19 protein-coding genes are annotated in these 26,668 nt (G+C 37.0%); 6 read left to right on the top strand and 13 right to left on the bottom strand.

The features are described from left to right. Window positions 1-270: 270 nt before the first annotated feature. The 5 genes from modD to ABN080_RS13855 are packed head-to-tail and all read right to left on the bottom strand — an operon-like array spanning window position 271 to window position 4,744. Window positions 271-1,119, bottom strand: a complete 849-nt coding sequence (modD, locus tag ABN080_RS13875; RefSeq protein WP_349441286.1) for a ModD protein — start codon at window positions 1,117-1,119, stop codon at window positions 271-273. Beyond that, window positions 1,116-1,940 (bottom strand): class I SAM-dependent methyltransferase, encoded by an 825-nt coding sequence (locus ABN080_RS13870; RefSeq protein WP_072069106.1) that lies wholly within the window; start codon window positions 1,938-1,940, stop codon window positions 1,116-1,118. Before ABN080_RS13870 ends, modD begins: the two co-directional genes overlap by 4 nt. Beyond that, a complete protein-coding gene (locus ABN080_RS13865; protein ID WP_349441285.1) occupies window positions 1,927-2,721 on the bottom strand; it encodes an ABC transporter ATP-binding protein in 795 nt (264 codons plus the stop codon). The genes ABN080_RS13870 and ABN080_RS13865 overlap by 14 nt, the downstream gene beginning before the upstream one ends. Next, window positions 2,718-3,716: a FecCD family ABC transporter permease gene (locus ABN080_RS13860; protein ID WP_349441284.1), complete on the bottom strand. Its 999-nt coding sequence runs from the start codon at window positions 3,714-3,716 to the stop codon at window positions 2,718-2,720. Before ABN080_RS13860 ends, ABN080_RS13865 begins: the two co-directional genes overlap by 4 nt. Beyond that, the gene (locus ABN080_RS13855) at window positions 3,713-4,744 is read right to left on the bottom strand and encodes an iron ABC transporter substrate-binding protein (protein WP_349441283.1); all 1,032 of its coding nucleotides are present in this window, start codon (window positions 4,742-4,744) and stop codon (window positions 3,713-3,715) included. The genes ABN080_RS13860 and ABN080_RS13855 overlap by 4 nt, the downstream gene beginning before the upstream one ends. A 231-nt stretch (window positions 4,745-4,975) precedes the next feature. Here ABN080_RS13855 and gntR point away from each other — a divergent pair, with 231 nt between their 5' ends. The 4 genes from gntR to ABN080_RS13835 all read left to right on the top strand — a co-directional run bounded on the left by gntR (window position 4,976) and on the right by ABN080_RS13835 (window position 9,239). Beyond that, window positions 4,976-5,971 (top strand): gluconate operon transcriptional repressor GntR, encoded by a 996-nt coding sequence (gene gntR, locus ABN080_RS13850; protein WP_349441281.1) that lies wholly within the window; start codon window positions 4,976-4,978, stop codon window positions 5,969-5,971. A gap of 289 nt (window positions 5,972-6,260) precedes the next feature. Then, window positions 6,261-6,815 (top strand): gluconokinase, encoded by a 555-nt coding sequence (gene gntK, locus ABN080_RS13845; protein ID WP_349441280.1) that lies wholly within the window; start codon window positions 6,261-6,263, stop codon window positions 6,813-6,815. Next, window positions 6,812-8,149, top strand: a complete 1,338-nt coding sequence (gntU, locus tag ABN080_RS13840; RefSeq protein ID WP_072069100.1) for a gluconate transporter — start codon at window positions 6,812-6,814, stop codon at window positions 8,147-8,149. Before gntK ends, gntU begins: the two co-directional genes overlap by 4 nt. A gap of 151 nt (window positions 8,150-8,300) precedes the next feature. Then, complete coding sequence (locus tag ABN080_RS13835) at window positions 8,301-9,239, top strand: methyl-accepting chemotaxis protein (protein WP_196554520.1); 939 nt, start codon at window positions 8,301-8,303, stop codon at window positions 9,237-9,239. Window positions 9,240-9,307: 68 nt separating this feature from the next. Here the strand turns inward: ABN080_RS13835 and ABN080_RS13830 are convergent, their stop codons facing one another. The 7 genes from ABN080_RS13830 to ABN080_RS13800 form a co-directional block, all read right to left on the bottom strand. Further along, a complete protein-coding gene (locus tag ABN080_RS13830; RefSeq protein ID WP_349441279.1) occupies window positions 9,308-10,540 on the bottom strand; it encodes an SGNH/GDSL hydrolase family protein in 1,233 nt (410 codons plus the stop codon). Beyond that, window positions 10,515-11,717, bottom strand: coding sequence for an SGNH/GDSL hydrolase family protein (locus ABN080_RS13825; RefSeq protein ID WP_349441278.1), 1,203 nt, complete (start codon window positions 11,715-11,717; stop codon window positions 10,515-10,517). Before ABN080_RS13825 ends, ABN080_RS13830 begins: the two co-directional genes overlap by 26 nt. Continuing rightward, window positions 11,704-13,122: an MBOAT family O-acyltransferase gene (locus ABN080_RS13820; RefSeq protein WP_349441277.1), complete on the bottom strand. Its 1,419-nt coding sequence runs from the start codon at window positions 13,120-13,122 to the stop codon at window positions 11,704-11,706. Before ABN080_RS13820 ends, ABN080_RS13825 begins: the two co-directional genes overlap by 14 nt. 163 nt (window positions 13,123-13,285) lie before the next feature. Continuing rightward, window positions 13,286-14,080: a protein bax gene (locus tag ABN080_RS13815; protein ID WP_109408381.1), complete on the bottom strand. Its 795-nt coding sequence runs from the start codon at window positions 14,078-14,080 to the stop codon at window positions 13,286-13,288. Window positions 14,081-14,355: 275 nt separating this feature from the next. Continuing rightward, a complete protein-coding gene (locus ABN080_RS13810) occupies window positions 14,356-15,510 on the bottom strand; it encodes a DUF4056 domain-containing protein (protein WP_349441276.1) in 1,155 nt (384 codons plus the stop codon). Further along, complete coding sequence (locus tag ABN080_RS13805; RefSeq protein ID WP_349441275.1) at window positions 15,510-16,652, bottom strand: BamA/TamA family outer membrane protein; 1,143 nt, start codon at window positions 16,650-16,652, stop codon at window positions 15,510-15,512. The genes ABN080_RS13810 and ABN080_RS13805 overlap by 1 nt, the downstream gene beginning before the upstream one ends. Next, window positions 16,652-17,644 carry a hypothetical protein gene (locus tag ABN080_RS13800; protein ID WP_164526775.1) on the bottom strand — a complete coding sequence of 331 codons (993 nt, stop codon included), beginning with the start codon at window positions 17,642-17,644 and terminating at the stop codon, window positions 16,652-16,654. The genes ABN080_RS13805 and ABN080_RS13800 overlap by 1 nt, the downstream gene beginning before the upstream one ends. A 357-nt stretch (window positions 17,645-18,001) precedes the next feature. Between ABN080_RS13800 and ABN080_RS13795 the strand changes: the two genes are divergently transcribed. After that, on the top strand, window positions 18,002-18,457 hold the full coding sequence (locus tag ABN080_RS13795; RefSeq protein WP_072069093.1) for a regulatory protein RecX: 456 nt from the start codon (window positions 18,002-18,004) through the stop codon (window positions 18,455-18,457). Window positions 18,458-18,461: 4 nt separating this feature from the next. Here the strand turns inward: ABN080_RS13795 and ABN080_RS13790 are convergent, their stop codons facing one another. Next, window positions 18,462-19,334: a LysR family transcriptional regulator gene (locus ABN080_RS13790; RefSeq protein WP_349441274.1), complete on the bottom strand. Its 873-nt coding sequence runs from the start codon at window positions 19,332-19,334 to the stop codon at window positions 18,462-18,464. 419 nt (window positions 19,335-19,753) lie between these two features. Between ABN080_RS13790 and ABN080_RS13785 the strand changes: the two genes are divergently transcribed. Further along, on the top strand, window positions 19,754-26,623 hold the full coding sequence (locus ABN080_RS13785) for a Tc toxin subunit A-related protein (protein ID WP_349441273.1): 6,870 nt from the start codon (window positions 19,754-19,756) through the stop codon (window positions 26,621-26,623). The last annotated feature ends 45 nt before the right edge of the window (window positions 26,624-26,668 follow it).

The following is a 26,668-nucleotide window of genomic DNA, read 5'->3' as shown; positions in this document are numbered from 1 at the left end:
TTTCAATCTCAGTTTATAATCCATATGTAATTTTTTATATAACGATATGCGTAAAAATAAATGAATAAAAAGAGTGCTACATTTGTTAGCACTCGGTTTTTTTATAAAATAAAGCAACAAACTCATATAAAAGAAGTTCAGCAAAGATGTTCTTCTATACCACTACAACTATTTCCTTGTTATCACTTCTGTTACATTGAGTTGATGTTGTTTTTATTTATTATTGATTAAATATGTAAATACCCACTTACTTGTAAGTTATTATTTTATTTATTTTTTTTGGTCAATGTGAACTTTAATATCCGTAGGTGGAGCATAATAGGGTGAAGACGTTACCATCAAGGTGATGCCCGTTTGTGCATATTTTTCGATAGTATTTAGGTTAATACCGCCAGCAACGGAAAGATGACAATGTGGTGCAATATGTGGCACTTCTTGTTGTAGCAGTGCAATATCTTCAATAGAGAACTTATCGAGCTGTAAAATATCAGGCTGTGCTTTTAATGCCTCTCTTGCTTGTTCAATATTATCAACTTCTACAACAATGCATTTTTCAGGTGCAGCTTGGCGTAACTGCTTAACATGTTGTGCCCAATTATTTGGCTCTGATAAAAATCGACGATGGTTAGTAAAGAGCAAAATAGTTTCAGAGCAACCTTGACGATGAATGACACCACCGCCCGCTAGTACGGCTTGGGTCGCCAGTAATTTAGTATTAGGGATATTTTTACGTGTACACGCAATTTGCCCTTTAGGTTGATAGCGGTGATAAATATCTAGCATTCTTGCCATATAATCACTCACGCCACAGCTCCACTCAAGGACATTTTGTACCACTTTCCAGCCTTGATGTAGTGCATCCGCACGACCTTCAGCTGTGATTAAACAATCACCGGCATTAGCAAAATCACCATCTTGTTGATGTGCGGTTACTTCTAATCCTAATTTTTCCAATAAGCGACAACCTAGAGTGATCCCACTGACGCAACCTGCTTCACGACGTGTAAAGATCATTGTGCCCAGTTGATTACTAATATTCAGTGCTCGGCTGGTGAGATCACCATATTGAATATCTTCCATCAACAAATTATCAAGAAAGGCATCAGGATAATAAATCATAGGGTTAGCTCACTTTCAGGAACAACATCCCAAGAAACCATTGCCCAATCACGAGTTGGTGAAATTAGGGAAATACCTTTTTCAATACTTTCATGATAGTAAGTTGTTAGGCGTGTAATTTCGTCTTCGCTTAAAGGCCCTACGGAGAAGTTAATACCTTCAATAAATTGTTCAAGGCTATTGAAATTGCTTTGGCAATTACGGCTACGGATGTAATCCACTTTAGGGTGAATGCCCATTTGGTTTAGCATATTCACAGCATAAATGTACGTTGGAAGTGTAGGAACATTTCGACCCAGTAAGCGAATAATGCGTTGATCAACAAAGGTTGGTGAAACTGTGTGAGTAGTATAAACACGTAATTTAGCTTGGCGGTTTAGTTTTAACAGCGCTGTTTTTAAATCCATGACTAATGTTGAACGTGAAGCAACGGCAATATCACAACGAGGAAGCGTATCCCAGCTATCTTCCCATGAACACGTTATAAATTCTGCGTGGTTGATGCCCGCTTGTTCAGCTCTGCGTTTAGCGACCGCTAACATCCCTGTACTGTAATCAATACCAATCGTTTTTTTGAATTTATCTGCAACATGAATACTGATAGAGCCAGGGCCACAACCTACATCTAATAGGGTTTCAGCATCGGTAAAATCCATCATTTCACGAAATTTTATTAAATAGGGGTCGTTAGGATTGGCACAGGTTTCTGCCATTTTTTCAGCACGTTTGTCCCAATGTTCCGGCTCTTTTTTGGTTCTTTCTGCCTGTACCATATGGTTTTTATAAAGTTCAGCAAAATCTGTGGTTTCAATTGTGTTCATATTCTTGCCTATGGTCATTTTTATTATCAGAGTATGCGTGAAAATGCGCCTGAATATCTGTTGGTTGTACACCATAAAGGTGCGCTAAATTGTCGGGTGTCAGCAAAATATCAGGTCTATCTTGCAAAACGGGCACATGAGGTGTTAGCAAAATGACATCATCAGCCAAAGAAGCGGCATGTTGAGGGTGATGTGTAGACATAAAAACACTGATCCCTAATGCTCTTAATGCCTTAACTTGGGTAAGTAGTTTGATTTGATTACCAAAATCAAGGCTTGCCGCGGGTTCATCCATAATCAACAATTTGGGTTGTTGTACCAAAGCGCGTGCAATGAGTACCATCTGTTTTTCACCGCCACTTAAGGTATCAAAAGTTCGGTAAGTAAGATGAGAAAGCGAAAGCATTTCTAAGGTTTCCATTGCCATAGTTTTATCTTGTGAACTTGGCATCGAAAAAAAGGAGAGATGCGCGCCTCGGCCCATGACAACCATGTCAATAACATTGAAAGAAAAGGGGATATGTGTTGCTTGAGGAACATACGCCACAACTTTAGCAAGTTCTGTTGGTGACCACTCACTCAGTGTTTTACCCACAATATTAATCTCACCATCAATACAAGGTATTAGGCCTAATAACGTGCGCATCAATGTCGTTTTGCCACAACCATTGGCACCTAATAAGCAAATTATTTGCCCTTGTTTGATATGAAAGGAGAGATCTTTAATTAAGGGTTTATCTTTGTAACCAATGGAGAGTCGACTGGCGTTAGCAATGATCATGTGCCTTTCCTCGTTCTGAGCAATAACATTAAGAAGAATGGCGCACCAATGGCGGAGGTTAAAATACCTAATGGGAGTTCAATATTGGCAATCGTGCGGGCTAATGTGTCAGTAATTAATAACATAATAGCACCAACAAGCAAGGAAACAGGGAGTTGCTGGGTAAAGTTAGCACCTACTAACAATCTGGCAATGTGAGGTACAATTAAACCTAACCAGCCAATAATGCCCGCAATAGAAACTGCACTTGCGGTTATTAATGTCGCAGACAAAATAAAAACAAGTCGTGTAACTTCGACATTTAAACCCAATGCTCTGGCTTCTTCATCGGAGAGACTGAGTATATTCATACGCCAACGCAGTAAAATTAACGGAATAAAGCCCACTAACATTAAAGGTGCGACAGAAAGTAAATCAGAAGCGGTAATAGTCGAAAGACCACCTAAGAGCCAAAAGGTAATTGAAGGCAATTGCGTATAAGGGTCGGCGAGAATTTTCATCAATGAGATTGTGGAGCCACATAGTGCACTGATAGCAATACCGACTAATACAAGCGAAAGTACGGGATCATGTTGTTTCGCAAGTCTTGAAATAAAGTAGACTAGAGCAACGGTTGCTAAACCGCCCGCAAAAGCGAAAAGTTGAATCGACAACATGGATTGTCCAAGGAAAATACCTAAAACGGCACCGACACCAGCGCCAGACGAAACACCAAGAATATCAGGTGATACTAAAGGGTTACGAAACATGCCTTGATAAGCAGCACCTGCAATCGCTAATCCTCCACCAATTAAGATAGCAGCCAGAACGCGAGGAAATCGTATTTGCCAAAAGACCGTTTCAGTTCGGCTGTATTCCACATTACCAGTTAATTTATTACTCACTAGAGTCCACAGCTCATTGGTAGTAAGTGAATACTTACCACTAGTGATCGCAATTAACGCGACAATGGAAAATAACGCAAAAAGAAGCGTGATGCGTGCCGATTGACTCATGAATACCCCAGCAATTGCTGACATTGTTCAGTACTTAATTGTGTATGGTAAAAATGAGCAAAATAGTTTTGCAGATCGTAAGCGACTTGTTTTTCGATTCGAGGATCGAAATGGCTTTGTAGGCGACGCATTCCCATTAAACGATTAATACCCGGAGGACCATCTAACCAACCAAATGGTAAGCCTTTAAATAGTAATACTTTTTTATTTTTAACGGCTTGGATGTTTTTCCATACAGAGTCTTGCATTATTTGCTGATAGGCATTTTCATCTTGTGTGATGATAATTTCAGGGTCCCACATTAACAGCTGTTCAGGTGATATATCCGTCAACCCGGTGAAATCAGGCACATCTACCACGTTTTCAAAACCTAATGCCTCAATGGCTTCTGTATGAATTGAGCGTCTTGCACCCGTTTGTAATCCTTTTGCGCCACGAGCAAGATAAAAACGCGGGTGCACTTTTTGTTCAGAAACAAATAGGGCTGCATCACTAAGGTATCGTTCTGCAATTTGCGCTAATGTTTCTGCTCTTTCTGTAGCCCCTAATAAAGCCCCTGTTTGACGCAATTGGGCAGGACTATCTTTTAATGTGCCATCAATTAACACATAAGGTATACCAGTTTGATCGGAAACTCGTTTTGCTAATGAGCGGTAGGTTTCATCTACATTTCCACTATCAATAATGATATCGGGTTCTAGCGTTAGTAAGGCTTCTAAAGATAGGGTACTTCCTCGTCCTGACAAACGCCCTAAACGGGGTAATTTGCGTAAGTCCTCTGCAAATAAAGGGCTTTTCTCTAAATTAAGGGATGAGAAACCTAATAGTTTTTCAGGGGCTAATGCGAGCAATAATTGATCGGTCGGAGGCCCAGCACTGATCACTCGATGGATTGCCGTTGATGCCGGAATATGACCGAATTGTGCTGCAATACGCGAGGTTATCGCGGCTCTTACCGAATGTGGAAGTGCAGATAATGTCACAATTGTTGTGAGGTAAGTTAGAAATTGTCGTCTGTAGATCGCCATAAGTTCACACTATTTATTGTTTTATATTGGTATCGTTGTTTCATTTATTATATAGCGAAGAATACTATATTTCCTTTGGCTTAAGTCAAGGGATAGTCAGTCAAAATCAAATCTGTGCACACATCTGAAAAACTTTATTCGAAATAGTGTATAACGTAAGGCTATAATCAGCGTTCTTGGAAAAATAAAGCGCGTATTAATACGAATGTTTTTGGATAGTTGCGATATAAAATGAAAAAAAAACGCCCCTCATTGCAGGATGTAGCTTCACGCGTTGGTGTCACCAAAATGACAGTTAGTCGTTTTTTGCGTAACCCAGAACAGGTTTCTGAAGCTTTACGAGAAAAAATTGCGCGCGAGTTAGATAGTCTTAATTATATTCCTAACCGTGCTCCTGATATCTTATCTAATTCTACCAGCCATGCGATTGGGGTATTGCTACCTTCTTTAACTAACCAAGTTTTTGCTGAAGTTATTCGTGGTATTGAATCAGTAACAGATAAATATGGCTATCAAACTATGTTAGCGCACTATGGATATCGTGCTGAAAAAGAAGAAGAACGCTTACTTTCATTGCTCTCTTATAATATTGATGGGCTTATTCTTGCAGAAAGAACACACACACCAAAAACAATAAAAATGTTAGAAACAGCAGGCATTCCTGTGGTGGAAATTATGGATAGCGTTTCACCTTGTTTTGACTCTGCTGTGGGGTTAGACAACATTGATGCATCACAACAGATGGTCAGTGAAATGATCAAGCGTGGCTGTAAACGTGTTATTTATCTTGGCGCAAGACAGGATGAACGTACTCTAATGCGTTTAAACGGGTACGAGAAAGCGATGCAAGATGCAGGCTTACCTACAGGTAATGTAATGACACCGAAAAGCTCGTCGTATTCGTTAGGCGCTGAATTATTACATGCTGCACGTAAACAATACCCCGATTTAGATGGGCTTTATTGTACCAATGATGATATCGCCATTGGTGCTGTTTTTGAGTGCCAGCGTTTAGGTATTTCAGTACCTGATGATATTGCTATCTCAGGTTTTCACGGACATGACGTAGGGCAAGTAATGACTCCTCGTCTGGCGAGTATCTTTACGCCACGTGATGAAATGGGGCAACAAGCAGCAGATTTATTGCTTAAACGCATGAAAGGCAAAATTGCTCGAGGACAAGTTATTGATGTGGGTTTTCGCATTATTACAGGTGAAAGCATATAAGAAATTAATTTATTGATAATGTTTAGATTTATCATTTAATAACCCTAGTGTTATGAAATAATTAACATTAGGGTTTTTTATTGAGCCTTAAATAAATATCGAGTCACTCCTCCAATATTTTGTTGTTAGTTTGTAGATCATCTTACTTTCATTTGAGAGTCGCCTCACATTTTCACTTCTTAGTTGATCTTCGTTGTTGTATTTACCTTACCACTTCGGATATGTTACCCGTAACAGTTACGGGTAACATTACAAAAAAGACTTAATATCTGCCTTAAAGGAGCATTCTATGAACGATACCCAATCCCTACACCATGTTTTCATCTTAATGGGGGTATCAGGCAGTGGTAAATCTGCGGTCGCAAGTGGTGTGGCACAACGTACAGGTGCTGCATTTTTAGACGGTGATTTTCTACACCCTCGCTCAAATATTACTAAAATGGCATCAGGCCAAGCTTTAAATGATGAAGATCGTAAACCTTGGTTACAAGCACTAAATGATGCTGCTTTTGCGATGCAAAGAACAAATAGCGTATCGCTAATTGTCTGTTCTGCATTGAAAAAACAATATCGTGATATGTTAAGAGACGGCAATCAATGCCTGCACTTTTTATATTTAAAAGGTGACTATGAGCTGATTGAAAGCCGCTTAAAAGCACGTAAAGGGCACTTCTTTAAACCTCAAATGTTAGTGACTCAATTTGAAACCTTAGAAGAGCCAACCAACGCTGAAAATGATGTGTATGAAATTGATATTTCAATGCCACTTGATGATGTAATTGAGAGTGCAATTAATAAAATAAATTCAGTGACACAAGGGGCTTTTGAAGGGGAAACAGTATGAGTACATTAACGCTTGTGCTAACTGCGGTTGGCTCGGTTCTATTATTACTCTTTTTCGTTATGTATGCGCGTTTGCATGCATTTATTGCGTTGATGATTGTTGCTATCGGTGCAGGTATTTTCTCTGGAATGCCACTTGAAAAAATCACTCAAACTATGCAAAACGGAATGGGTGGAACATTAGGTTTCCTCTCTATCGTGGTAGCACTGGGTGCAATGTTCGGTAAAGTGCTACATGAAACTGGGGCATTAGACCAAATCGCAGTCCGATTATTAAAATATTTTGGTGAGAAACGAGCTAACTACGCATTGGGTATTGCAGGCTTAATTTGTGCATTACCTCTGTTTTTTGATGTTGCCGTTGTCTTATTAATTGGTGTTGTCTTTGCGGTTGCTCGTCGTACTGGCGGCAATGTGGTAAAAATGGCTATCCCTCTGTTTGCGGGTGTTGCAGGTGCTGCCGCCTTCTTATTACCAGGACCAACACCGATGCTATTAGCTGACCAAATGAACGCTGATTTTGGTTGGATGATTTTAATTGGTTTATGTGCGGCTATTCCGGGCATGTTACTAGCTGGCCCTATCTTCGGTAACTTTATTAGCCGTTACGTTACCTTAGAATTACCAAAAGATTTAACTGAACCAAGTCTGGGCCAAAACAAAATGCCTTCTTTTGGTTTTAGCCTTGCTCTTGTGTTATTGCCTTTAGTGTTAGTGGGATGCAAAACCATTGGCGCACGTTTCGTTGAGGAAGGTTCTCAGCTATATAATATTCTTGAATTCGTTGGTCATCCATTTATCGCAATTCTTGTGGCTTGTTTAGTGGCTATTTATGGTCTTGCTATTCGTCGTGGTATGAGCAAAGAAAAAGTAATGGAAATCTGTTCTGCTGCAATCCAACCTGCGGGGATTATTTTGTTGGTAACGGGTGCAGGTGGTGTTTTTAAACAAGTTCTGGTGGATTCGGGTGTTGGTCCGGCATTAGGGAATGCTTTAATTGGCGCAGGTATGCCAATTGCGGTGGCATGTTTTATTCTTGCTGGTGCTGTGCGTGTTATTCAAGGCTCTGCAACGGTAGCGTGTTTAACTGCAGTAGGTCTAGTTTTACCAGTTATCAATGAGTTGGGCTACAGTGGCGCACAAATGGCGGCATTATCAGTGTGTATCGCGGGTGGCTCTATTATTCTTAGCCATGTTAATGACTCAGGTTTCTGGTTGTTTGGTAAATTTACTGGTGCGACAGAAGCACAAACCTTAAAAACATGGTCTTTAATGGAGACTATTCTTGGTACAACAGGTGCAGTTATAGGCATGATATTCTTCGCTTTTCTCTAATATCTAATCTTTATTTTCACATTGTTAGCGCGTCTTTTGACGCGCTTTTTTTCATTACAATAAATAACTATTAAATGTGACAGAAAATACCAAATTTCTCATTAACCTATAGGTTTCTTTATTTCGGTGGGCACACTAGGGTTGTCATATTATGGTTGACTATAATTCGCTTTTTATTAAACACACTGATTGCAATATTCACACAATCACACTTATTCGAGATTCAATTTTAGCATCAAGTAATAAGCTACAAAATAAGCTCAGTTTGCTTGATGAAATGGAACATCTCTTTAGCCAAATGTTAGATAACTCACAATCATTGACTCAATTTCTAAATGAAGTGGATGCGCATTTTACATATAGCCGAAAAGAGATAGACGATTTTTCAAGTTGGCTGAAAAAAATTAAAGATAGTGCTAGCAATATTGATAGGCTTTCCAGTCAGGCAAATATTTTATCAATTAATTCAGCAATTGAAGCTGGACACATCGGGCGTGAAGGGGCAGGGTTCTCAGTCTTAGCCCAAGAGATGAAAAAATTATCATTAGAAATCCAGAAACAAGCTTCTTCTATTGCCAGCATTAATAATAATTTAGGTGCTCGTTTTATTCCTGTTAAAGCAACCACAGAAAAAAACCAACAGCAGGTTCAACAAGTTAAAACACTGGTTGAAGAAGGGCATCAAAATTTAACGTCACTGTCAGAACAAGCTAGCGAGCTTAAACATATTTTTACCTTTCTTTCGATGCAACAGTTTTTTAATACGGTTAAACTTGATCATGTTTTATGGAAAGAAGCGATTTATATCCATTTATTGAATAATGATGATGAACACTGTGTTAATCAGCATACAGAGTGCCGTTTAGGCAAATGGTATTATCAAGGTGATGGGCGGAAATTTGCAGGTACAGAGGCTTTTCGGCGTTTAGAACAGCCGCATAAGTTAGTGCATGAATGTGGACGTTTAGCATTAAAGGCCAATATAGAAGATAATCAAGAAATGGTTGCACACTATATAGAGCAAATGGAACAAGCCAGCGTTGATGTTATCAAATATGTTGATGTTTTATTAAACTCAGATAATTACTAACTTGATGAATAAAACAAGAAAAACAAAAAGGAGCGATAAGCTCCTTTTTGTATGTTGAACTGCGTGAATTAGCTCTTGTTTATTAAGGTATTTAATTGGCTATAAAGTGTATTGGCACTGCTTTCATAACCTTCCCGAGAAAGATGAACACCGTCAGGTCTGGCTAAATCATACAGCGCCCATGCTTTTATCGAACATTCGCCACCCATATAATCACGCCAATCCCAAAAGAGCGTCTTCTCTTGCTGAGCCACTTCTTTTTGAATTCTGATAATATCACTTAGCCATTGAGGTTGTTGTGAACGACAATCTGGTGCTTCTTTATTTTTAACTGAATCAGACGGTCCAATTAATAAGATAGCGCTATTAGGTGCTTGTTGGCGAATTTGACGAATTTTATCCGTCAGTTGTTGGCGATAGGCATTTAAATCAAAAGTATCATTAAAGGCTTCATTGGTACCATAAGCTAAAATCACCATATCAGGATTTAGCTGGCCTAATGTTTCTGTCCATTGTGCGCCCCATCTATCCATCATATTGATTGTGGCACCATTAATGCCTAACGAGGAGAGCATGACGCCAGGTTGTTGATTGGTGATCAACCACCCCCCTAATTTAACTGGCTGGCTTTTGCTAACTGTAATACTGACTGGAAAAGTCATAGTAATTGGATTTGAAAACTGCCATTTACCTTGCGTTTGCGATAATGAAAGGGCTTTGCTTGTCGATGACTGTACATTTACTTGTGCTGTAGTTGGCGTTTTATAGAGCGCTTGTAATTGATAACGTTGCTGAGTTATTGGGTTTTCAGATAACTGTAATTTAGCCCATTTAGCTTGTGGTTCACTAATAAACCCGCCCAATGGGAAATCAGGATCGCTATCTTTTCTGCTTGAAAGCAGTGTCCATGCTTTTTTATCGCTTTGGTATTGTACGTTTGCAATACGTTGTCCTGCGATATTAGTCGGAGGAATAAAACCAATACCACCATTACCGTAATCGGCTTGAAAACGTTCACGCAACTTACCACTGAAAAAATCAGCCGCAGTATGAGAATCCCCTAACTGAACAATGTGCACTGTTTGATGGCCTTGTTGTAATTTTTTAACAAAGCTTGAAAAGTGAGGGTCGTGATAGTTGTAGAGTTGCCTTGAACCATCAGCAGGTAATACTGTGGGGGTGGGTAACTTCACTGTTTTTTCAGTGTCTTGGTTACAAGCAACTAAGAGAGAAACCAAAGCCAGTATGATTGAGCTACTGACTAAAGTTTTACACTCAAGGATGTGCGTTAATTGTTTCATTTACAATAACCGTGTTTTTATCTTTTACATCATCGACTGCATTATCTTCTTTTGTTTCTTCTTGAAGATGAATACGTGAGAATACCTGTTGAGCAATAATTTGCTGACCTTTTAAGCTAAAATGAATACCATCACCGGCTCTTAACTTAACACGGCTGCTACCATCACCCATATAATCAGAATAAATATCTTTCTCATATTTAAACATATCATTAACAGAAAGGTAAATTTCACCCATTTTCTCAGCTTCTTCTCGGTAAAGTTTATCAAGATATGCCATACCTTCAGATAACTTTTGTTTACGCATATTGGGTGGCCCAACCCAAATAACCGTAACATTATTCTGTCTGGCATTTTCTATAATGCCTGCAATGCGTGCTCGATAAGTTGATTCCCATGCTTCACTAGCAAATTTTAAGTAACGCCCACCACCATCAGGTGGCATATCCCAAGGATCGTTAGGGCCTAAAAAGACTACCAGTAATTTAATGGTATCGTCACTGGCTAAACGTGTTGCAATAGTTTGTGGCCAATTGAAAAAGCGCGGATAAGCAAGTCCTGTACTTTGTTTACTTAAATCAATACTGCTGATGTTGTAATCCGTTTGCAGTTGGCGTTTAAGTAGTGGCGCGACGCCTTGCATCATTGAGTCACCCGCAAATAGGACTTTATCTTTTGGTGATAAGGTAATTTCTGTTTTTTGAACGATAGGTTTTAAGGCTTCTAATGCCGCATCAGAGACGTCAGTAACAGAATGGTAAGGTAATCCTCCCATTATTTGCTTACGCTCCAATAATTGCGGAAAGCGTTGCGTTAGTTGAGATGCAGGTCGCGTATACCCATTAAAGAAGTGCAAGCCCACAGCAAAACCTTCAGGAAGTTGTTCTGGTGTGGAGGTTTGTACAATAGGTTTTGCCTGATTATCAGGATGGTGAACCTGTAGATAATCGCTGTAACTTTCTATTGCAACAAATACGCCATCACGCAGTTGTCCCCCCACTTTCCAAGTATAATAATGAGAAAGCCCAGACCAAGGTGCAGGGCGATGATATTGTTGTTGCCAAAAGCGCTCTAGTGATGTTTGGTTTAACCAAATCAGTAAAAGGGTACTCAACAGCACCATTAAGGCAACTTTTGCTGTCTTTTTTAGGTTTGAGCAGAAATCAAAAGCTGGCATAAATAAATCCTGGCACCCCATCTGGAGACAACATAAAAATAATTGTGAGGATCAACGCAAGTGGTAGAGGGTAAACATACCACGGCACTTTTTTCTCAAGACGAGCTACTATCTCCTTTAAGGTCACAAAGCAAGGATAAAGTAAGAACAGTCCCCAGAACATAAAGAGCGTTAAACCTTCAGCTTGTAATGATGCCCAAGCGCCCGTACTAAAGAGTTGCTGTATTAAGACAAACGCATCACCTACAGTTTGACTGCGGAAAAATATCCACGCAAAGCAAACAAAGTGGAAAGTGATTATCCATGACAACAACATATTTAATGACGATAACGCACTCGGTGGGGCATTTTTCTTCAAAGGAAAGAGACGGTGTTTAATATTTAATAGCACCACACCAATCCCATGAATAGCACCCCAAATAATAAAGGTCATGGCAGCGCCGTGCCATAATCCAGAAATCACCATAGCGGCAAAGGCATTAAAGTTTTGTCTAATTACGCCTTTACGATTACCCCCTAAAGGAATATAGACGTAATCACGAATAAAGGTAGATAAACTGATGTGCCAGCGACGCCAGAAATCGGCTAAGTTTATCGCTAAATAAGGGGCATTAAAGTTACGAGGCACGATAAAGCCTAGTAATAACGCGATACCAGTGACAAGATTGGTGTAACCCGAGAAATTAAAATAGATATGCCATGCGTAGGCATAAACTGCTGTCAGCACTTGTCCGCTTTGCGCTAAATCGGGTGCATTAAATACCGGATCAACATAGTTTGTTGAAAACCAACCACTTAACCAAAAGAGTTTTGCGATTGCTAAAACAATCAGCATTATTGCTCCTTTGTAATCAATGATTTTACGGGTTGGCGCCTGAATTTGCGGAAGAAATTCTTTAGCACGATTAATTGGGCCAGCTACGATGCTTGGGAAAAAGCACAGATAAAGCACAACATCCAAAAACGGGGCTTTGGGGATCTCTTTTCGACAAACGGAAACCACATAACTGACCGAATGGAATATATAGAATGAAAGCCCTAATGGCGCAAGTAACTCAATCAGCGGTAACTCAATGCTGAGTCCCCATTGCTGGAATGCTTGGGTGAGTGTTTCTTGGAAGAAGGAGTAGTATTTAAAGGCTGTAAAGTAAACACCCACCAATAACCCTAATAGCCAATAAATGACTTTAGAAGATGTGTACTTAGTTAATATATTCGCCAGTAAATAAATAAACAGTGTATAGCTTAATAAGATTATCGCAGGACGATAATCTGCATAAAATAGAAAAGCATAACTGACTGTAATCAGTAGGATATTTTGGATCTTAACGTGCTTTTGGAAGAGCCAGTATAGAATAAAAAAGCTAACAAAGGCTCCGAGAAACTCGAATGAAAAAAAATTCATAAATGGCTCTAAGGGTGTGATTTAAAAGTCATACCAAATGTATTACCCCATATATTATGAATTCTAAGCTGGCTTTCAATCAAAAGATTATCTTGTGATAAATAAAAGCCACTTTTCTCTAGAAAGAAAAGTGGCTTTTTGCCAGATGAAAGCCTGTTAAGGCTTAACTATCTTGTTTCGACTGCAACTGAACTTGAGTGATCAGTTTTTTATTTGAGTCGAACATTTCGGTCAGATAATCGTTATAACTTGAGCCCAATTCTGAGTAACCTTTCAAGTCAGTGATTAACTGGCGAGAGTCGAGTTGTTGCTGCGTCATTCTTTGCTGTGCTCTTGAGGAGCGCAATGAATTATAGGCGCGGTGCGTATTGAGATTACGCATATAAGCAATCACTGAGCCTTCAATATCAGGGTAGGCTGCATAGCCTTTGGTTTTCCCTGGAACGTTATTGCAAGACTGACTCCCACATCGCATACCGAATAGATTGTTATTTTGTTGTGCCAACTTTGATGTCCCCCAGCCAGATTCTGTAGCGGCTTGCGTTGCGACAAAGTGTGTCGGAATAATATCAACGCGAGTCAGTAACGAATCCCAATTTACTTTTTTAGGGCTGGTACATGTGACGCCATAGTATTGACAGATTTCACGCAGTTTTTTTAAATCTGCGCTGCCCCAGTGCTGGGCTTTACGTTGAGCAGTTAACCACTCACGATCTCTCATTATCTTATTATTAACATTGTCAATAATAGGAACTATGACATTTAAAAACGCTTTCTTACGCTGTGTTCCCGAAGGGTATCTTTTCAAATCTGGCAACGGTGTTGACGTGCTTTTGAAAGAATACGCCTGCAGTATCTGGGAACTGCTGGTACTGGTTGAAGCAAAACTTACACCAGTAAATAGTAGTGAAATCAAGAAAGCGAAGACGGCACTTGTCCTCATCAATTGAGAGGGCATTGCTTCTCCTCGTTTAACTGGATAAAAATCGAACGAATACTAGCAAATTACTTTTTTCATAGCTACAAAATATCACCTCACATTAGGATAACTACGAGTGATTTGTTAACTAAATGTATAAGGTTTACTGGAAGGCCACGTTTTATAATCGCTTTTTTCCTTTAACAAAAAATGCTTTTTTGGCAAAAACTTAAATTTATCTTATATAAAAACCTGCGACTTAACCCAAATTTAGTAAAATTAAGGGTTTTTAATGTGTCAATTTTGTTTGTTATTTAGTCAATTTTTGTTGTTTTTGGTCTGGTTTTATTATCAATTTCACGTGCTTTTTCTGTTAAATCAGTAAAATCCGCCTCATGCCAATAGGTTTTTGGATATGGTAAATTTGCCATTTGCGTTGTTGGCCAAAGCTGAAATTCTGCTAATTGTTCTAAAACATAACCAGAATAAGCACTAGGTAATGTGAGGTAGTGTGGAGATGCTGTTTCCTCAAAAGGTAACACCGGATACCGCATATCTGAGATATGATAATCACGCATTAAAACTAAAAATTTGTCAGGAACACGTTGTTGACTATCCCACCATTGTCCATCAATTATATCAAACCATTGTTGTGTTAATTGACGAGGTTGAGCTTCTAATTGGTAGAGCGCGGAAGGAATGATGCCCTGCATTGATTGATTATAGTGCTCAAGGCTGGTGGCGTGACCATTAAGGATCAAAGTGAGTGAAAGTCGTGCACCAATTAAGTTGGAGTAGAGATCTTCAGGTGAAAATGCAGAGATACCTTCGGAGAATCCTGGCACAGAGCGAAAACCATACCATTGTGCAATTTCATGCCATACCGCAAGACGATAACCTAATCGTGCGGCAAGATAAGCACTTAAGGTATAGCGTTCTGTTTCATCTTTAGGTGGGGTAAAAGCATTAAAGTGTATTTTACGTTGTGCTAGTTCATTACTTAGTGTTAGCGTCCACTCTTGGCCTAATTTTGGATAGATATGGCTAAAGAGGTAGTAAGTATAATCTGCCGTATCACGAATATGGGCGATATCGAGGAATCCCCCTTTATGAGAGTAAATTAAACCTGATTTCTCACTCCCAAAACCTAATACGGCTGCTGTACCAAGCCAAAAGCTATCGTTATAACGATGATTACCTAATGTCGAAGCTTCAACTACATTATCAATACGATAAAAAGGCACGGGTATTTCAAACGCTTTGACTTTTAAGTTATAACCAAAAGCACAACAAGGCCTCAAGCCATTAGGTGCTGTTAGTGGTGCGGGTATTTGCCAAATCTGTGTTGCCTTTTCATTGGTAACACTATCAAGATTGGCATGCAGAGATTTAACAGGTGCGACTTGAGTACAACCTGCAATAAATAAGAAGAAGACAATGGTGTTGATAAAAAGAAACCGCTTAAACATCAAAATGCTTCACCTACTTGAAAATAGAATCCTGTGCTTTCTTTACCGATACCAAAATCAAGGCGCACATTCATGCGAGGTTTAAACTCAAATCGATAGCCGATACCAACACTCGGTAACCAATGTCCTTGACCTAAGTCACGCGCTTTATCACTTAACGTACCACCGCCAACCCAAAGCGCAATGCCATGCCGCCAATCGAGTTTTTTACGGTATTCTACTTGGGTTGAGAAAACATGATTATCTTGATATCGCCCCTCATAATAGCCTCGCATTTGGTGCCCATTACTCAGTTTAGACAATTGGCTCCAAGGCACATCACCTGATGTAAAACGTGCATAGTTATCAAATGCCAATACTGCGGTATCACTCAAAGGATAATAGTAATTATATTGTATCTGTGTCGCATTAAAGCGGTTATTACTGCCAGTATCCGGTGAATAATGGGTATAGCTGATATCAAATGCCTGACCTCGGCTCGCATTAGGTAAAAAATCACGACTATCATAAGTAAAACGGACACTTAATCCAGAACTGGTTGAGCGCAAAGGTAAATCGCGTTGATCCATATACACTTTAAATGGATTATCGGGCGCTGCGGCTTGTAGATTTGAATAATCCCAGCCTAATCCAATATAGGTGTTTTTAGTGATTTGACGCAGTAAAGTCGGGGTTAAGCGTAATTCTTGAGAACGATATTCACCAAAATGATCTTTTACACGACCTTCATGATAGCCCTGGCCCCAGTAATTAGTTGGCACATTATTTAATGTTCCAGTGAGATAAACGCGCCATGTATCATTAGCCAAATAAGTGTAGTTACTAAAGGTCATACCAAAAGCCCCTGTCGAGGAGCCAAAGCCACTTAATGAGAGTGACGATATTTTGCTATCAGGGCGGCTGTCTGCTTGATAAAGCCCCACAAGGGCGATACCGACACCTAATTCTAATTCAGGCGTATAGAAAGGCCCGGGTAAAATACCCCAGTCGATAGTTTTACTGCGATCGAAGCTATTTTCTCCGCCTAATCCTACTAACCATTGGTCTATTTGTTGTCTATCAGGAAAGAGTTGTGCTTGTGCTGTGTGTGAAGTAAAGAGGCTGGCAAATGCCAGCCCAAAAATAAAAGGGTATTTAACCATTAAAAACGGAACTCACCAGAGACAAAAAAGCTATTACGGTTATTAAAACCGAGTTCTGTAATGACATTAAAGTTACGTGTGACTTCTAAACGTGCACCTACTGTTTGGTTCCATTTATGAGCAAGATGCTGTTCAACATCGAATTTAATATCTCCGCCAAATATCCCGACCATTTGTTCAAAGTTGGGTGGTAAATTTAACTTGCTAACATCACCTCTAAAACGTTGAGTAATATCTTGGTACATTGCACCTGTCCACACTTGCAGTTTGGTATTGCCTTGACCAGAAATTAACGGTTCAAAGATAAACTCATAACCCACACGAGGTGAAATCACTAACGCTTTAATATCACCGTCTAAAATATCAAGGTTAGTTTTGGTGTAGTTTAAGTCAAAAGTACCAAAGAACTGGTTATAGCCCCCTGCTAAAGTAAAACCTCCACCATAAGTTTTGCCTTCAAAATCTAAATTAAATATTTCGTTTTGAGCGACAGGGATAACGAAACCGCCACCAAAGTCAGCGCGAACATCGTTTAGAACAGAACGAGAAGTACCTTTAGTTTTACCGTATAAGCCATAAACATTGAAAAAAGGAAACACCCAACTGTCTAATTTAAGCATATGGGTTTCACTTTTTTCACGAGTGTGTCCCACATCAATTTTGACAACATCGCTGATTTCAGGCCATGCAGGTGTCGAAAAGCCAATTTTATCCACGATAATATCTTGACGTAGATTCATATAACTATAGCTTGCACCAAATGGCTCAGGAATATCATAACCACGAGCACGGGCTTCATCACCCCAAATTGGTAAAACACGAGATTGGCTTGCTGGGGTACGTGTATCTAGCGAACCTTCATTATTTAATGCAGTGCCACCAGATTGGCTCACACTTAAAGAGAGCAGAGGACGATCACTGTCCGCATAAGAAAAACTCGTGGCAAGGAGGGAGGCGGTCAATACCACCTTATTTAAATTGGAAAAGTTCATACATAACCCACAGAAAATTAAAAAAGTAAGTAGTAAAAGAGTAGCCGTAAATTTTAATCTTTTTCTAATTGATGGTCACCAGCTATAAGTGCGATATACAGTAAGAGATGCTTATATTTCGCGTTATTATAGGATTATTAAGGGTTTATTAAGTAAAAAACCTTATTTTTTCTAAGCTAATCTTAAGAAAAGTAGTCAATTAAAATTATAAAAGAGAATAATAATTATTCTTTTAATTATCGCTCTTTTATTGCTTTCTATAATACTGATTAAATTAACGTCGAAATAAGTTATTTTAGTGATAAACCGTTATGATATTAGTCAACTTCACATGGACTCTTTTAATAAAGGAACGTTATGACCTATCAAGAGCTTTATCAGTACGCTATTTTTATGTTGTCTCGCCGTGATTACAGTACAAAAGAACTACAACGTCGAATCGAACGCCGAATTCGCGAAACGGAGAAAGATTCACCTACCGCTCCTGAATGTTTGCCTCAAGTAATCGAACGCTTACTTGAAAGCCAATACCTTGATGACAATCGAACCATATATAGTTTTTTTCGTAGCTATTTAAATAAATCTTATGGGCCGTTACGTATTCGCCAAGAATTACGCCTAAAAGGATTTCCCAGCGAAATTATTGAACGAGTATTAGAAGAAACAGACACCGATTGGTACGCACTTTGCCAAGAGGTCAAAGAGAAAAAATTTGGCACAGGCAAGCCCAAAGACTATAAAGAGAAAGCGAAACAAATTCGCTATTTACAATATCGTGGGTTTACCTCTGATTATATCAATGCATTGTTTTAATTGATTAACGTAGTGCCATTGCAATATCAGCTAATTTTTTATCATTATTTTTTTTAAAATAGACCTTTTGATGTAAAAAAATATCAAAAGGAAATGGTGAGCGAATAAATTGCACCTCATCATTTGTGATCGTTGAAATATAATGAATATTTTCAGGCATAAAGCAATAACCTGCTCCTTCATCAATGCAATGCAATACATCAGCCATCTCTGTTAAACCTAAAGTATGATATTGGTAACCCTGTTTTTTTAATCTATCTAAAATTGTTGAAAATATCGGATTATGCAAAGAACTGTTCCTTTGTATTAACGTTTCTTTAGCAAAGAATGTTTTGGTATCTGAATATTTTTCAAAGAGTTTTTTATTAACCAATAAGCCGACTTTTTGAGTGCATAAATTAATTGTATTAATATTTTCATGTGAATAGTCAAATTCAAGAGAGGAGATAACAAGATCAAATTCTTTATCAAAGAGTTCCTCATTAATATCGTCAATATAGCCATCTTCTAAAGACAGTTTATATTGATTGTTTTTTTGTCTTATTTCCAATAATTTTGTTTTCAAATCAGGATAGTAAAGCCCATCTAACTTAATTGAAAGCAATGTCTTATCTTCATTTAAATCAAGGATCTGATTTTCGATTTTTCTAATTTTTTTATAATAGGGATATAGACTCTCATACAGTGTTTTTCCTGCTGGAGTAAGTGTCATACCATTTTTTGAGCGTTTAATCAATGATTTACCTATTCGAGTTTCAAGTTCATTAATACCATGACGTAACGCAGATGGGGTGACATTAATTTTTTCGGCTGCTTTTACTAGACTTTGATAAGTCGCGACAGCAAAGAACTGATTTATTTTTCTTGAGAAAAACATGCAGGTGTTCTCCACAGAGACATATTAATTGAAATTAATAATCTGCTTGAATGGGATTTTTGCATTGATATTTGTCAATAATATTTTTCTAGCGACTAAAAGTGAAAAATTATCGAAGATAAATTAAAAAAATAACATTAGCGACTAAATTTGATAATAAATAATAGTGTTTTTTATAAATAACAAAATCAAATGATTGATTTTTTGTTATTACTATATTTTATTTATTACTTATGTCTATTTTTTTAATGTTATTTTTTATTGAAAATCGCCATCAACCTATAAAGCATAAAAAAACTCAATATCAAATTATAAAAAATTCAACTTTCATTTTTTGTTTTTTTGATATTTTAATTTTCGAGATGAAACGGCAATTTAATTATCTCTATTTTTAATTAACTTATATTGGGAAATATTTAATGAAAAACATTAATACACTTTTAACGAAAATGAAATCTTCTACCTTAGAAACTATTACATTAAAAGAATTAGCACCATTATCATTGCATGAAATACGGGCATTAAGTGATGAAAAATTAACTTGGGATGAAGCAAAAACATTATATACAGAGGCAAAAGAAGCTGCAAAACGTAATAAATTGAATGAATCTCATTATTTAGCGCGTAATAATCCTCAAGTACAAAATGCGGTCACGTTAGGTATTCAATCACAATCAGCACAAAGCCGTGCATTAAGTGATTGGATCCCAGAAAGAGGGGATACTTTTGTCGATGGCAAATCTGTGGCTTCTATGTTTTCACCAGCAGGTTATTTAACTGAGCTTTATCGTGAAGCAAAAGCCTTACATACTGAAAGCTCTGTTTATCATCTTGATAAACGTCGCCCTGATTTAGCGCAATTAGTGCTTTCTCAAGAAAATATGGATAAAGAAGTTTCTACACTTTCTTTATCTAATCAAATCCTAACCACTGCACTACAAAATAAATTAGGTAGTGGTAAAGATTTATTTCGTGAATTAGCGACTAACCGTTTAACTGGTGGCACTCCTTATCATCAACCTTATGAAACTATCCGCCAAGCTATTATGCTTCAAGATAGAAATCTTGAAGGTTTAATATCATCCCCTGATGTGATTAAAACCTTAGATTCAGCACTGTTAGCGTCTATTCAAGCGGATATCTCTCCTGAACTTTATAATATTTTAACAGAGAATGTTGATAAAGAGACTGATGCTTTATTCAAGAAAAACTTCGGCAATATTAATAAAGAATTATTAAAAAGCTCTCGTTTTATTGCTGAGTATTATGATATTGATATTAAAGATGCCAAATTTATTTTAAAAGTATTTAATAAAAAAGAAGCGTTAACAAATAAAGAACTATTAAATATAAATAAAATTATTAGGCTATATAAAGCGATAGGAATGCCTGTCTTATCTGTGATCACGGCAATTAAATCAAAAAATAGTGAATTTAATATAGATAAAGAAATGTTAAGTTCTATTTTTCATATGCAAATGATGATGAATAATTATCATATTACCGTGGAACAAGCAATTGTGCTTAATAGTGGATTAATTTCAAAAACATCGTTAAATAATACACAATCAGTATTTGATCAACTATTTAATAATCCACCACTTAATAACACTCTTTTTGTTGACGATAATCATGCTCTTGATTTCGCTAATGCAACGAATGCTGCTGATATTACTCGTTTAAATACTTTAAAACGAGCTTTTAATATTAATGATATTGAACTAGTTATGTTATGGCAGTTAGCATCAGGCAGTGTTAGCGACTTTACTTGTTCATTAACCAATCTTTCATTGTTATATCGTACCTTTTTATTGTCTAAAGCAAATGGTTTATCTATTAATGAATTAGTATTACTTATTGATATTCTTCCTTCTCCATTTAATAAAGAAATTTTTACTCATACCACATCAGATGATATGGGGAATTTATCTCATGCTATTAATGATGTGGTTAAATTTGCTAAAAAAGAAAAATGGACGATAAGTGAACTGTTTTTAATTTGTTCATCAAAATACGAGTCTGAATTTAGCTCTGAACTTGAAGTGTTAATTAATAATTTAAAAGTGATATTAAAAAATGTATCAACAGATTATGAAGAACAATTCTCAGTTGTTGCATCATTTATTGCTGCTGAAATGGGTATTGACTCTATTGAAAAAGCGAACTGGATATTACATTGGGTTGATCCAGAACCGGGTAATAGATATCTAAAAGATATATTACCAATAATTATTAAAGATAATTTAACTCAACAAGATAAAGTAGATATTGCACGATTCTTTAACCGACTTAAAAAAATCACCTTGGTTTCAAATAAAATAGGGTTAAATAAATCTACATTAGAAATTATTAGTTATCGTACAGAGTGTTTTTATCCTAAAGAAAGTCGTGAATTAAAAATTGAAAGAATAAAACATATCACTCAATTCCATCATTTTATTTCGCAATGTGGCGATAGAGCGAATGAATTTTTAATTGAACTTAAAAATCAATCATTAACAACTGAAAGAATGGCATCAATTTTAAATATTGATGAAGAAACGATTACTCAAGCCTTAGAATTAACACCAACCAAAGCATTAAAAGATTTTCAAAATATTACTGTTCTTATTCAATATCTTGAATTATCTAAAACACTCGGTATTTCCCCAAATGATTTCAAATTATTAGTTGATTTAAAATACACGGAAAATAATGATTTAGAAGGTACTTATGATAATTGGAATAAACTTAGCCAAGTTATACAGTCAGGTTTAAGCAGTGAAAAAACAGCACAACTTGTTCAATTAATGGATGAGAAAAAAGCGACAGTATTAACCCAATATTATGCCAATCAAAGCACTAATCCATCATTAATCAGCCGAGACGATGTTTATCACCATTTATTAATTGATAATCAAGTATCTGCTGAAATTATGACAACTGCGATTGCACAAGCGATTGCTAATATTCAATTTTATATCAATAACTGTTTATCTGGTGATGAAAAGGATGTTGATAAGAATGTGAAGGGGCGGACTTTCTTTGCGCAATGGAATGAGTTTAATAAACGTTATAGCACATGGGCTGGTGTTTCGAAATTAGTCTATTATCCTGAAAACTATGTTGACCCGACTATACGTATTGGGCAAACCAAAATGATGGATACCCTATTACAGTCTATTAGCCAAAATAGTGTTAATCGCGATACGGTAGAAGATGCCTTTAAAACCTATTTAACCTCATTTGAACAAATTGCGAATTTAGAAGTATTAAGTGGTTATCATGATAGTGTGACATTAGATGATGGATTGACCTATTTTATTGGTCGAAATCCTGCAGATCAAATGAGCTATTATTGGCGCAGTGCTGACCATAGCAAAATTAAAGATGGTAAAATGGCGGCTAATGCGTGGACAGAATGGACTAAAATTGAAAATGGCTTAAATCCGTATAATGATTTAATTCGCCCAGTCATTTTTAATAGCCGTTTATATATTGCTTGGATTGAACGCGTCGAAACCGCAAAAAATAACACTGCGGAAAAAATTGAAAAAGAAATTAGATATAACTTAAAACTTTCTCATATTCGTTATGATGGTTCTTGGAGTTCACCTATTAATTATGAAATGCAAGATGACTTAGACAAACTTGATAAACTGAATTTTTATCTTAGCTATAGTGATGAGTTTGATAAAGTGATGATTGTGTTTTATAAAATGTCAGAAACATATTCAGTTGAAAAAGATAATTTCGAAATTTATTATATTGATAATGAATTAAATTTTGCTAAAGGAACAGCAGATGAAATTAAAAATATTTATGCTAATGCAAAAAATGAGTTTGATATAATTGATGGATCAAGAGAAAGTTATATTAGGATTATAAATAATCATTTTATCAAAAGAGATAAAACAAATTACACTATTTCACGTGATCCTATCTCTGATATTATGGTTAAAGATTCTGATCTGGCATCATTACAGGGTAGTTTAATTAATAATGCTAAAGTTTTATTAAATAATAGTCGTATAACATGCTCCTTTTCTGCATCTATTAAATGTGAAATTAAAAAAACAATTGAAGCAGATGATTGTGTAAAATTACACCTAAGAAAAATATTATCTATCATGGGGGCATCTCATGATAAATCTGAAGATATTTTTTATACTAGAGTTAAAATCGGTAAAAAAACGGATCCTTATTTTGAAGTAGTATTTAATGAATATACTGGTAAGATTTTATATTTGATTTTTGATTTTAAATTAAAGAGTGTTTATGCCTACATTGTTGATGAAAATAATGAATGTGAGGTAGATTCTGATTTTACTCAATCATGCATTAATAGTGACTTTCCTATAATTGAAATATATAACTCTACGGGTAATGTAAATTCGGATGAAATATTTAATTTAATTAATGATCGTAGTCAGTCTGAATATCTATTTCTAGATATGAATGATGAAATTTATAATTTAGCAAAACAAGAAAAATGTTCTCTTATAATTGATATTAAATTAGGTGATGATATTTATGGTATTTATGGTCTATCTACCTATGGCCGTTTACCTATTAAGAATTCAGATCCAATTTATAATAATACAGTGGAAAAAATCAGCGACATTAGCATTGAAATAAGCTCGGCTGAAAATAATAAAAAATACAGTATTAATGAATGGAGTCATCAGAGCGAATTTCATGATGGCATTAACAGTTTCAATAATGTAGACGGTGCACTTAGTTTAGATATTCCTAGTAGTGAGTTTACAAAAAATGGAAAAACGTCAGTAACAGTAAATGTTAAAGTTAAAGATAAACAATCGAATGTATTATCAGAAAAGGCGTTTTCATTTGACGTTAAGCAGGTTATCGTTGCGAGCTCAGGAAATGTTATTAAAGTAGAAACAAACTCAGCAATGGCTCAGTATATGTCAATGAGTATTGCAAGTAAGTCTATGCTTGTACGTTTAAATACCTTATTTGCTCGCCAATTAGTTAAACGTGCCAATAAAGGAATTGATAGCATTCTAACCCTAGATACTCAACGTTTACCTGAACCTGCATTAGAGGGTAATACGGATGAAACGATGGACTTCAATGGTGCCAATGCGCTCTATTTCTGGGAGTTATTTTATTACACCCCAATGATGGTCGTCAGTGTGATGCTTGACGGACATAACTACGATGAAGCGAGTCGTTGGCTACGTTATGTCTTTAGCCCGAATGGTTATATTGAGAATGGTATTCATGTTGATCGGACTTGGAATTCACAACCGCTTTTAACTGATACCGCTTGGGATAAAGATCAACTTGATTCAACCGACCCTGATGCTGTGGCGCAAACTGACCCTATGCATTACAAGTTAGCGACCTTTATGAAGTGCCTCGATATTCTCATGGATCGTGGTGACAGTGCTTACCGTGTATTAGAGCGCGACGCATTAAATGAAGCCAAAATGTGGTATATGCAAGCGCTGAAATTGCTAGGTGATGAAACTGAGTTATTAGGTGATAACGTATGGTCTTCTCCTAAATTAACAGAGGCAGCATCAAAAACCAAACAACCAACACGGGTAATTAATGGCGAAAGTGAAGAAATTATATCTCCGCGTACTGCAAATTCATTAACGTCACTTTTTTTACCACAACTTAATGAAAAATTAGCGCAATATCGTGATACGTTAAAAACACGTTTGTTTAATTTACGTCACAATTTATCTATTGATGGGCAACCTTTATCATTAGCGATTTATGCAACTCCGGCTGATCCTAAAGCATTACAAAATGCGGCAGTCAATCAATCTCAAGGTGGCAGTGCATTGCCAAATGCAATGATGCCAACACAACGCTTTCCTGTGATTTTAAATAGTGCAAAATCTGTGGTTAGTCAGTTAATACAGTTTGGTAGCTCGCTTGCTAGCATTACAGAGCGTCAAGATGCACAAGCATTATCAGAATTATTCACTACGCAAGGTAGTGAAATTATTCTGCAAAATATGAAATATCAAACGAAGAATATTGAAGAATTTACTCATAATGAAAAAGCATTAAAGGCATTACAAGCTGGCGCTCAAAAACGGTTTACCCATTATAGTGATTTGTATGAAGACAATATTAGTACATTAGAGCAGCAGGCAATGGATCTTCGTTTAGCGTCTTCTGTACTGAATACGTCTAGCCAAGTGCTGAATATGGCAGGTGCTGTTGCGGATATGGTGCCAAATATTTACGGTATGGCTGTGGGTGGCTCACGCTTAGGGGGAGTATTTAATGCCACCGCGATTGGATTACAACTGGCAGGTTCTGCAACCAATATTGCATCAGATAGATTAAGCCAATCTGAGTCTTATCGTCGTCGCCGTGAAGAATGGGAACTGGCTCGTGATAATGCAAAATCGGAGTTGGAACAAATTGATGCACAACTTGAAGCCCTGAAAGTACGTAAAGAAGCCGCGAATTTGCAGTTGGAGAGTATGAAGTTACAACAGCAACAAACGCAAGAGCACTTAACTTTCTTACAAAATAAATTTACCAATACAGCCCTGTATAACTGGTTACGCGGTAAATTAATGGCGATTTATAAGCCTTTCTACGACTTAACCGTATCTCGTTGTCGTATGGCGGAATTAGCTTATCAGTACGATTTAGGTGAAACTCAAACCTTTATTCGCCCTGGTGCATGGCAAGGTAACTATTCTGGTTTGATGGCGGGTGAAAGCTTAATGCATAACCTGACTCAGATGGAAAACAGCTACCTTGAAAAAGATAAGCGCACATTAGAAATTACCAAAATTGTTTCGCTGGACGATGTATATCAAGGCTTAAGTAGCAATCAATTTAGCTTTGATAAAGTGTCTGATGTTATCAACGGGAAAGCGACAATACTGGGTACCACAGAAAATGGTATCACGCTGAAAAATGGTCAATTACAAGCTTCAATTAAGCTCTCTGATTTAGCTATCGACAAAGATTATCCTGCTGATTTAGGTAAGTTACGTCGAGTTAAACAAATTAGTGTGACATTACCAGCATTAACAGGCACTTATCAGAATATAAGAGCAGTGCTGAATTATGGCGGTAGTGCGGTGAAACCAAGAGGTTGTAATGCAATTGCGATTTCTCATGGCATGAATGACAGTGGTCAATTCCAACTGAACTTCAATGATGATCGTTATCTGCCTTTTGAAGGTTTACCCGTGAATGATAACAGTACACTGACTTTAAGCTTCCCTGATGCAACAAGTAAGCAAAAAGAGATGTTACTGACATTAAACGACATCATTCTCCATATTAATTACACCATTCGTTAATTATCTAAATATTAATTACAGGCTCTTAACTGAGCCTGTAAGGAG

The sequence above is a fragment of the Proteus sp. fly-1089 genome, assembly GCF_040138965.1.
Taxonomy (GTDB): domain Bacteria; phylum Pseudomonadota; class Gammaproteobacteria; order Enterobacterales; family Enterobacteriaceae; genus Proteus; species Proteus vulgaris_B.
Note: the sequence above shows the minus strand (reverse complement) of the source record. Positions and strands in the feature narration are given on the sequence as shown.

What these genes read in the sequence shown, in the direction of transcription:
- ABN080_RS13825 (WP_349441278.1), bottom strand. Translation starts at nt 11,717, where the DNA reads ATGCCAGCTTTTGATTTCTGCTCAAACCTAAAAAAGACAGCAAAAGTT.
- ABN080_RS13855 (WP_349441283.1), bottom strand. Translation starts at nt 4,744, where the DNA reads ATGGCGATCTACAGACGACAATTTCTAACTTACCTCACAACAATTGTG.
- ABN080_RS13790 (WP_349441274.1), bottom strand. Translation starts at nt 19,334, where the DNA reads ATGTTTTTCTCAAGAAAAATAAATCAGTTCTTTGCTGTCGCGACTTAT.
- ABN080_RS13860 (WP_349441284.1), bottom strand. Translation starts at nt 3,716, where the DNA reads ATGAGTCAATCGGCACGCATCACGCTTCTTTTTGCGTTATTTTCCATT.
- ABN080_RS13815 (WP_109408381.1), bottom strand. Translation starts at nt 14,080, where the DNA reads ATGCCCTCTCAATTGATGAGGACAAGTGCCGTCTTCGCTTTCTTGATT.
- gntK (WP_349441280.1), top strand. Translation starts at nt 6,261, where the DNA reads ATGAACGATACCCAATCCCTACACCATGTTTTCATCTTAATGGGGGTA.
- ABN080_RS13870 (WP_072069106.1), bottom strand. Translation starts at nt 1,940, where the DNA reads ATGAACACAATTGAAACCACAGATTTTGCTGAACTTTATAAAAACCAT.
- gntR (WP_349441281.1), top strand. Translation starts at nt 4,976, where the DNA reads ATGAAAAAAAAACGCCCCTCATTGCAGGATGTAGCTTCACGCGTTGGT.
- modD (WP_349441286.1), bottom strand. Translation starts at nt 1,119, where the DNA reads ATGATTTATTATCCTGATGCCTTTCTTGATAATTTGTTGATGGAAGAT.
- ABN080_RS13785 (WP_349441273.1), top strand. Translation starts at nt 19,754, where the DNA reads ATGAAAAACATTAATACACTTTTAACGAAAATGAAATCTTCTACCTTA.
- ABN080_RS13810 (WP_349441276.1), bottom strand. Translation starts at nt 15,510, where the DNA reads ATGTTTAAGCGGTTTCTTTTTATCAACACCATTGTCTTCTTCTTATTT.
- ABN080_RS13820 (WP_349441277.1), bottom strand. Translation starts at nt 13,122, where the DNA reads ATGAATTTTTTTTCATTCGAGTTTCTCGGAGCCTTTGTTAGCTTTTTT.
- ABN080_RS13835 (WP_196554520.1), top strand. Translation starts at nt 8,301, where the DNA reads ATGGTTGACTATAATTCGCTTTTTATTAAACACACTGATTGCAATATT.
- ABN080_RS13800 (WP_164526775.1), bottom strand. Translation starts at nt 17,644, where the DNA reads ATGAACTTTTCCAATTTAAATAAGGTGGTATTGACCGCCTCCCTCCTT.
- ABN080_RS13795 (WP_072069093.1), top strand. Translation starts at nt 18,002, where the DNA reads ATGACCTATCAAGAGCTTTATCAGTACGCTATTTTTATGTTGTCTCGC.
- ABN080_RS13865 (WP_349441285.1), bottom strand. Translation starts at nt 2,721, where the DNA reads ATGATCATTGCTAACGCCAGTCGACTCTCCATTGGTTACAAAGATAAA.
- gntU (WP_072069100.1), top strand. Translation starts at nt 6,812, where the DNA reads ATGAGTACATTAACGCTTGTGCTAACTGCGGTTGGCTCGGTTCTATTA.
- ABN080_RS13830 (WP_349441279.1), bottom strand. Translation starts at nt 10,540, where the DNA reads ATGAAACAATTAACGCACATCCTTGAGTGTAAAACTTTAGTCAGTAGC.
- ABN080_RS13805 (WP_349441275.1), bottom strand. Translation starts at nt 16,652, where the DNA reads ATGGTTAAATACCCTTTTATTTTTGGGCTGGCATTTGCCAGCCTCTTT.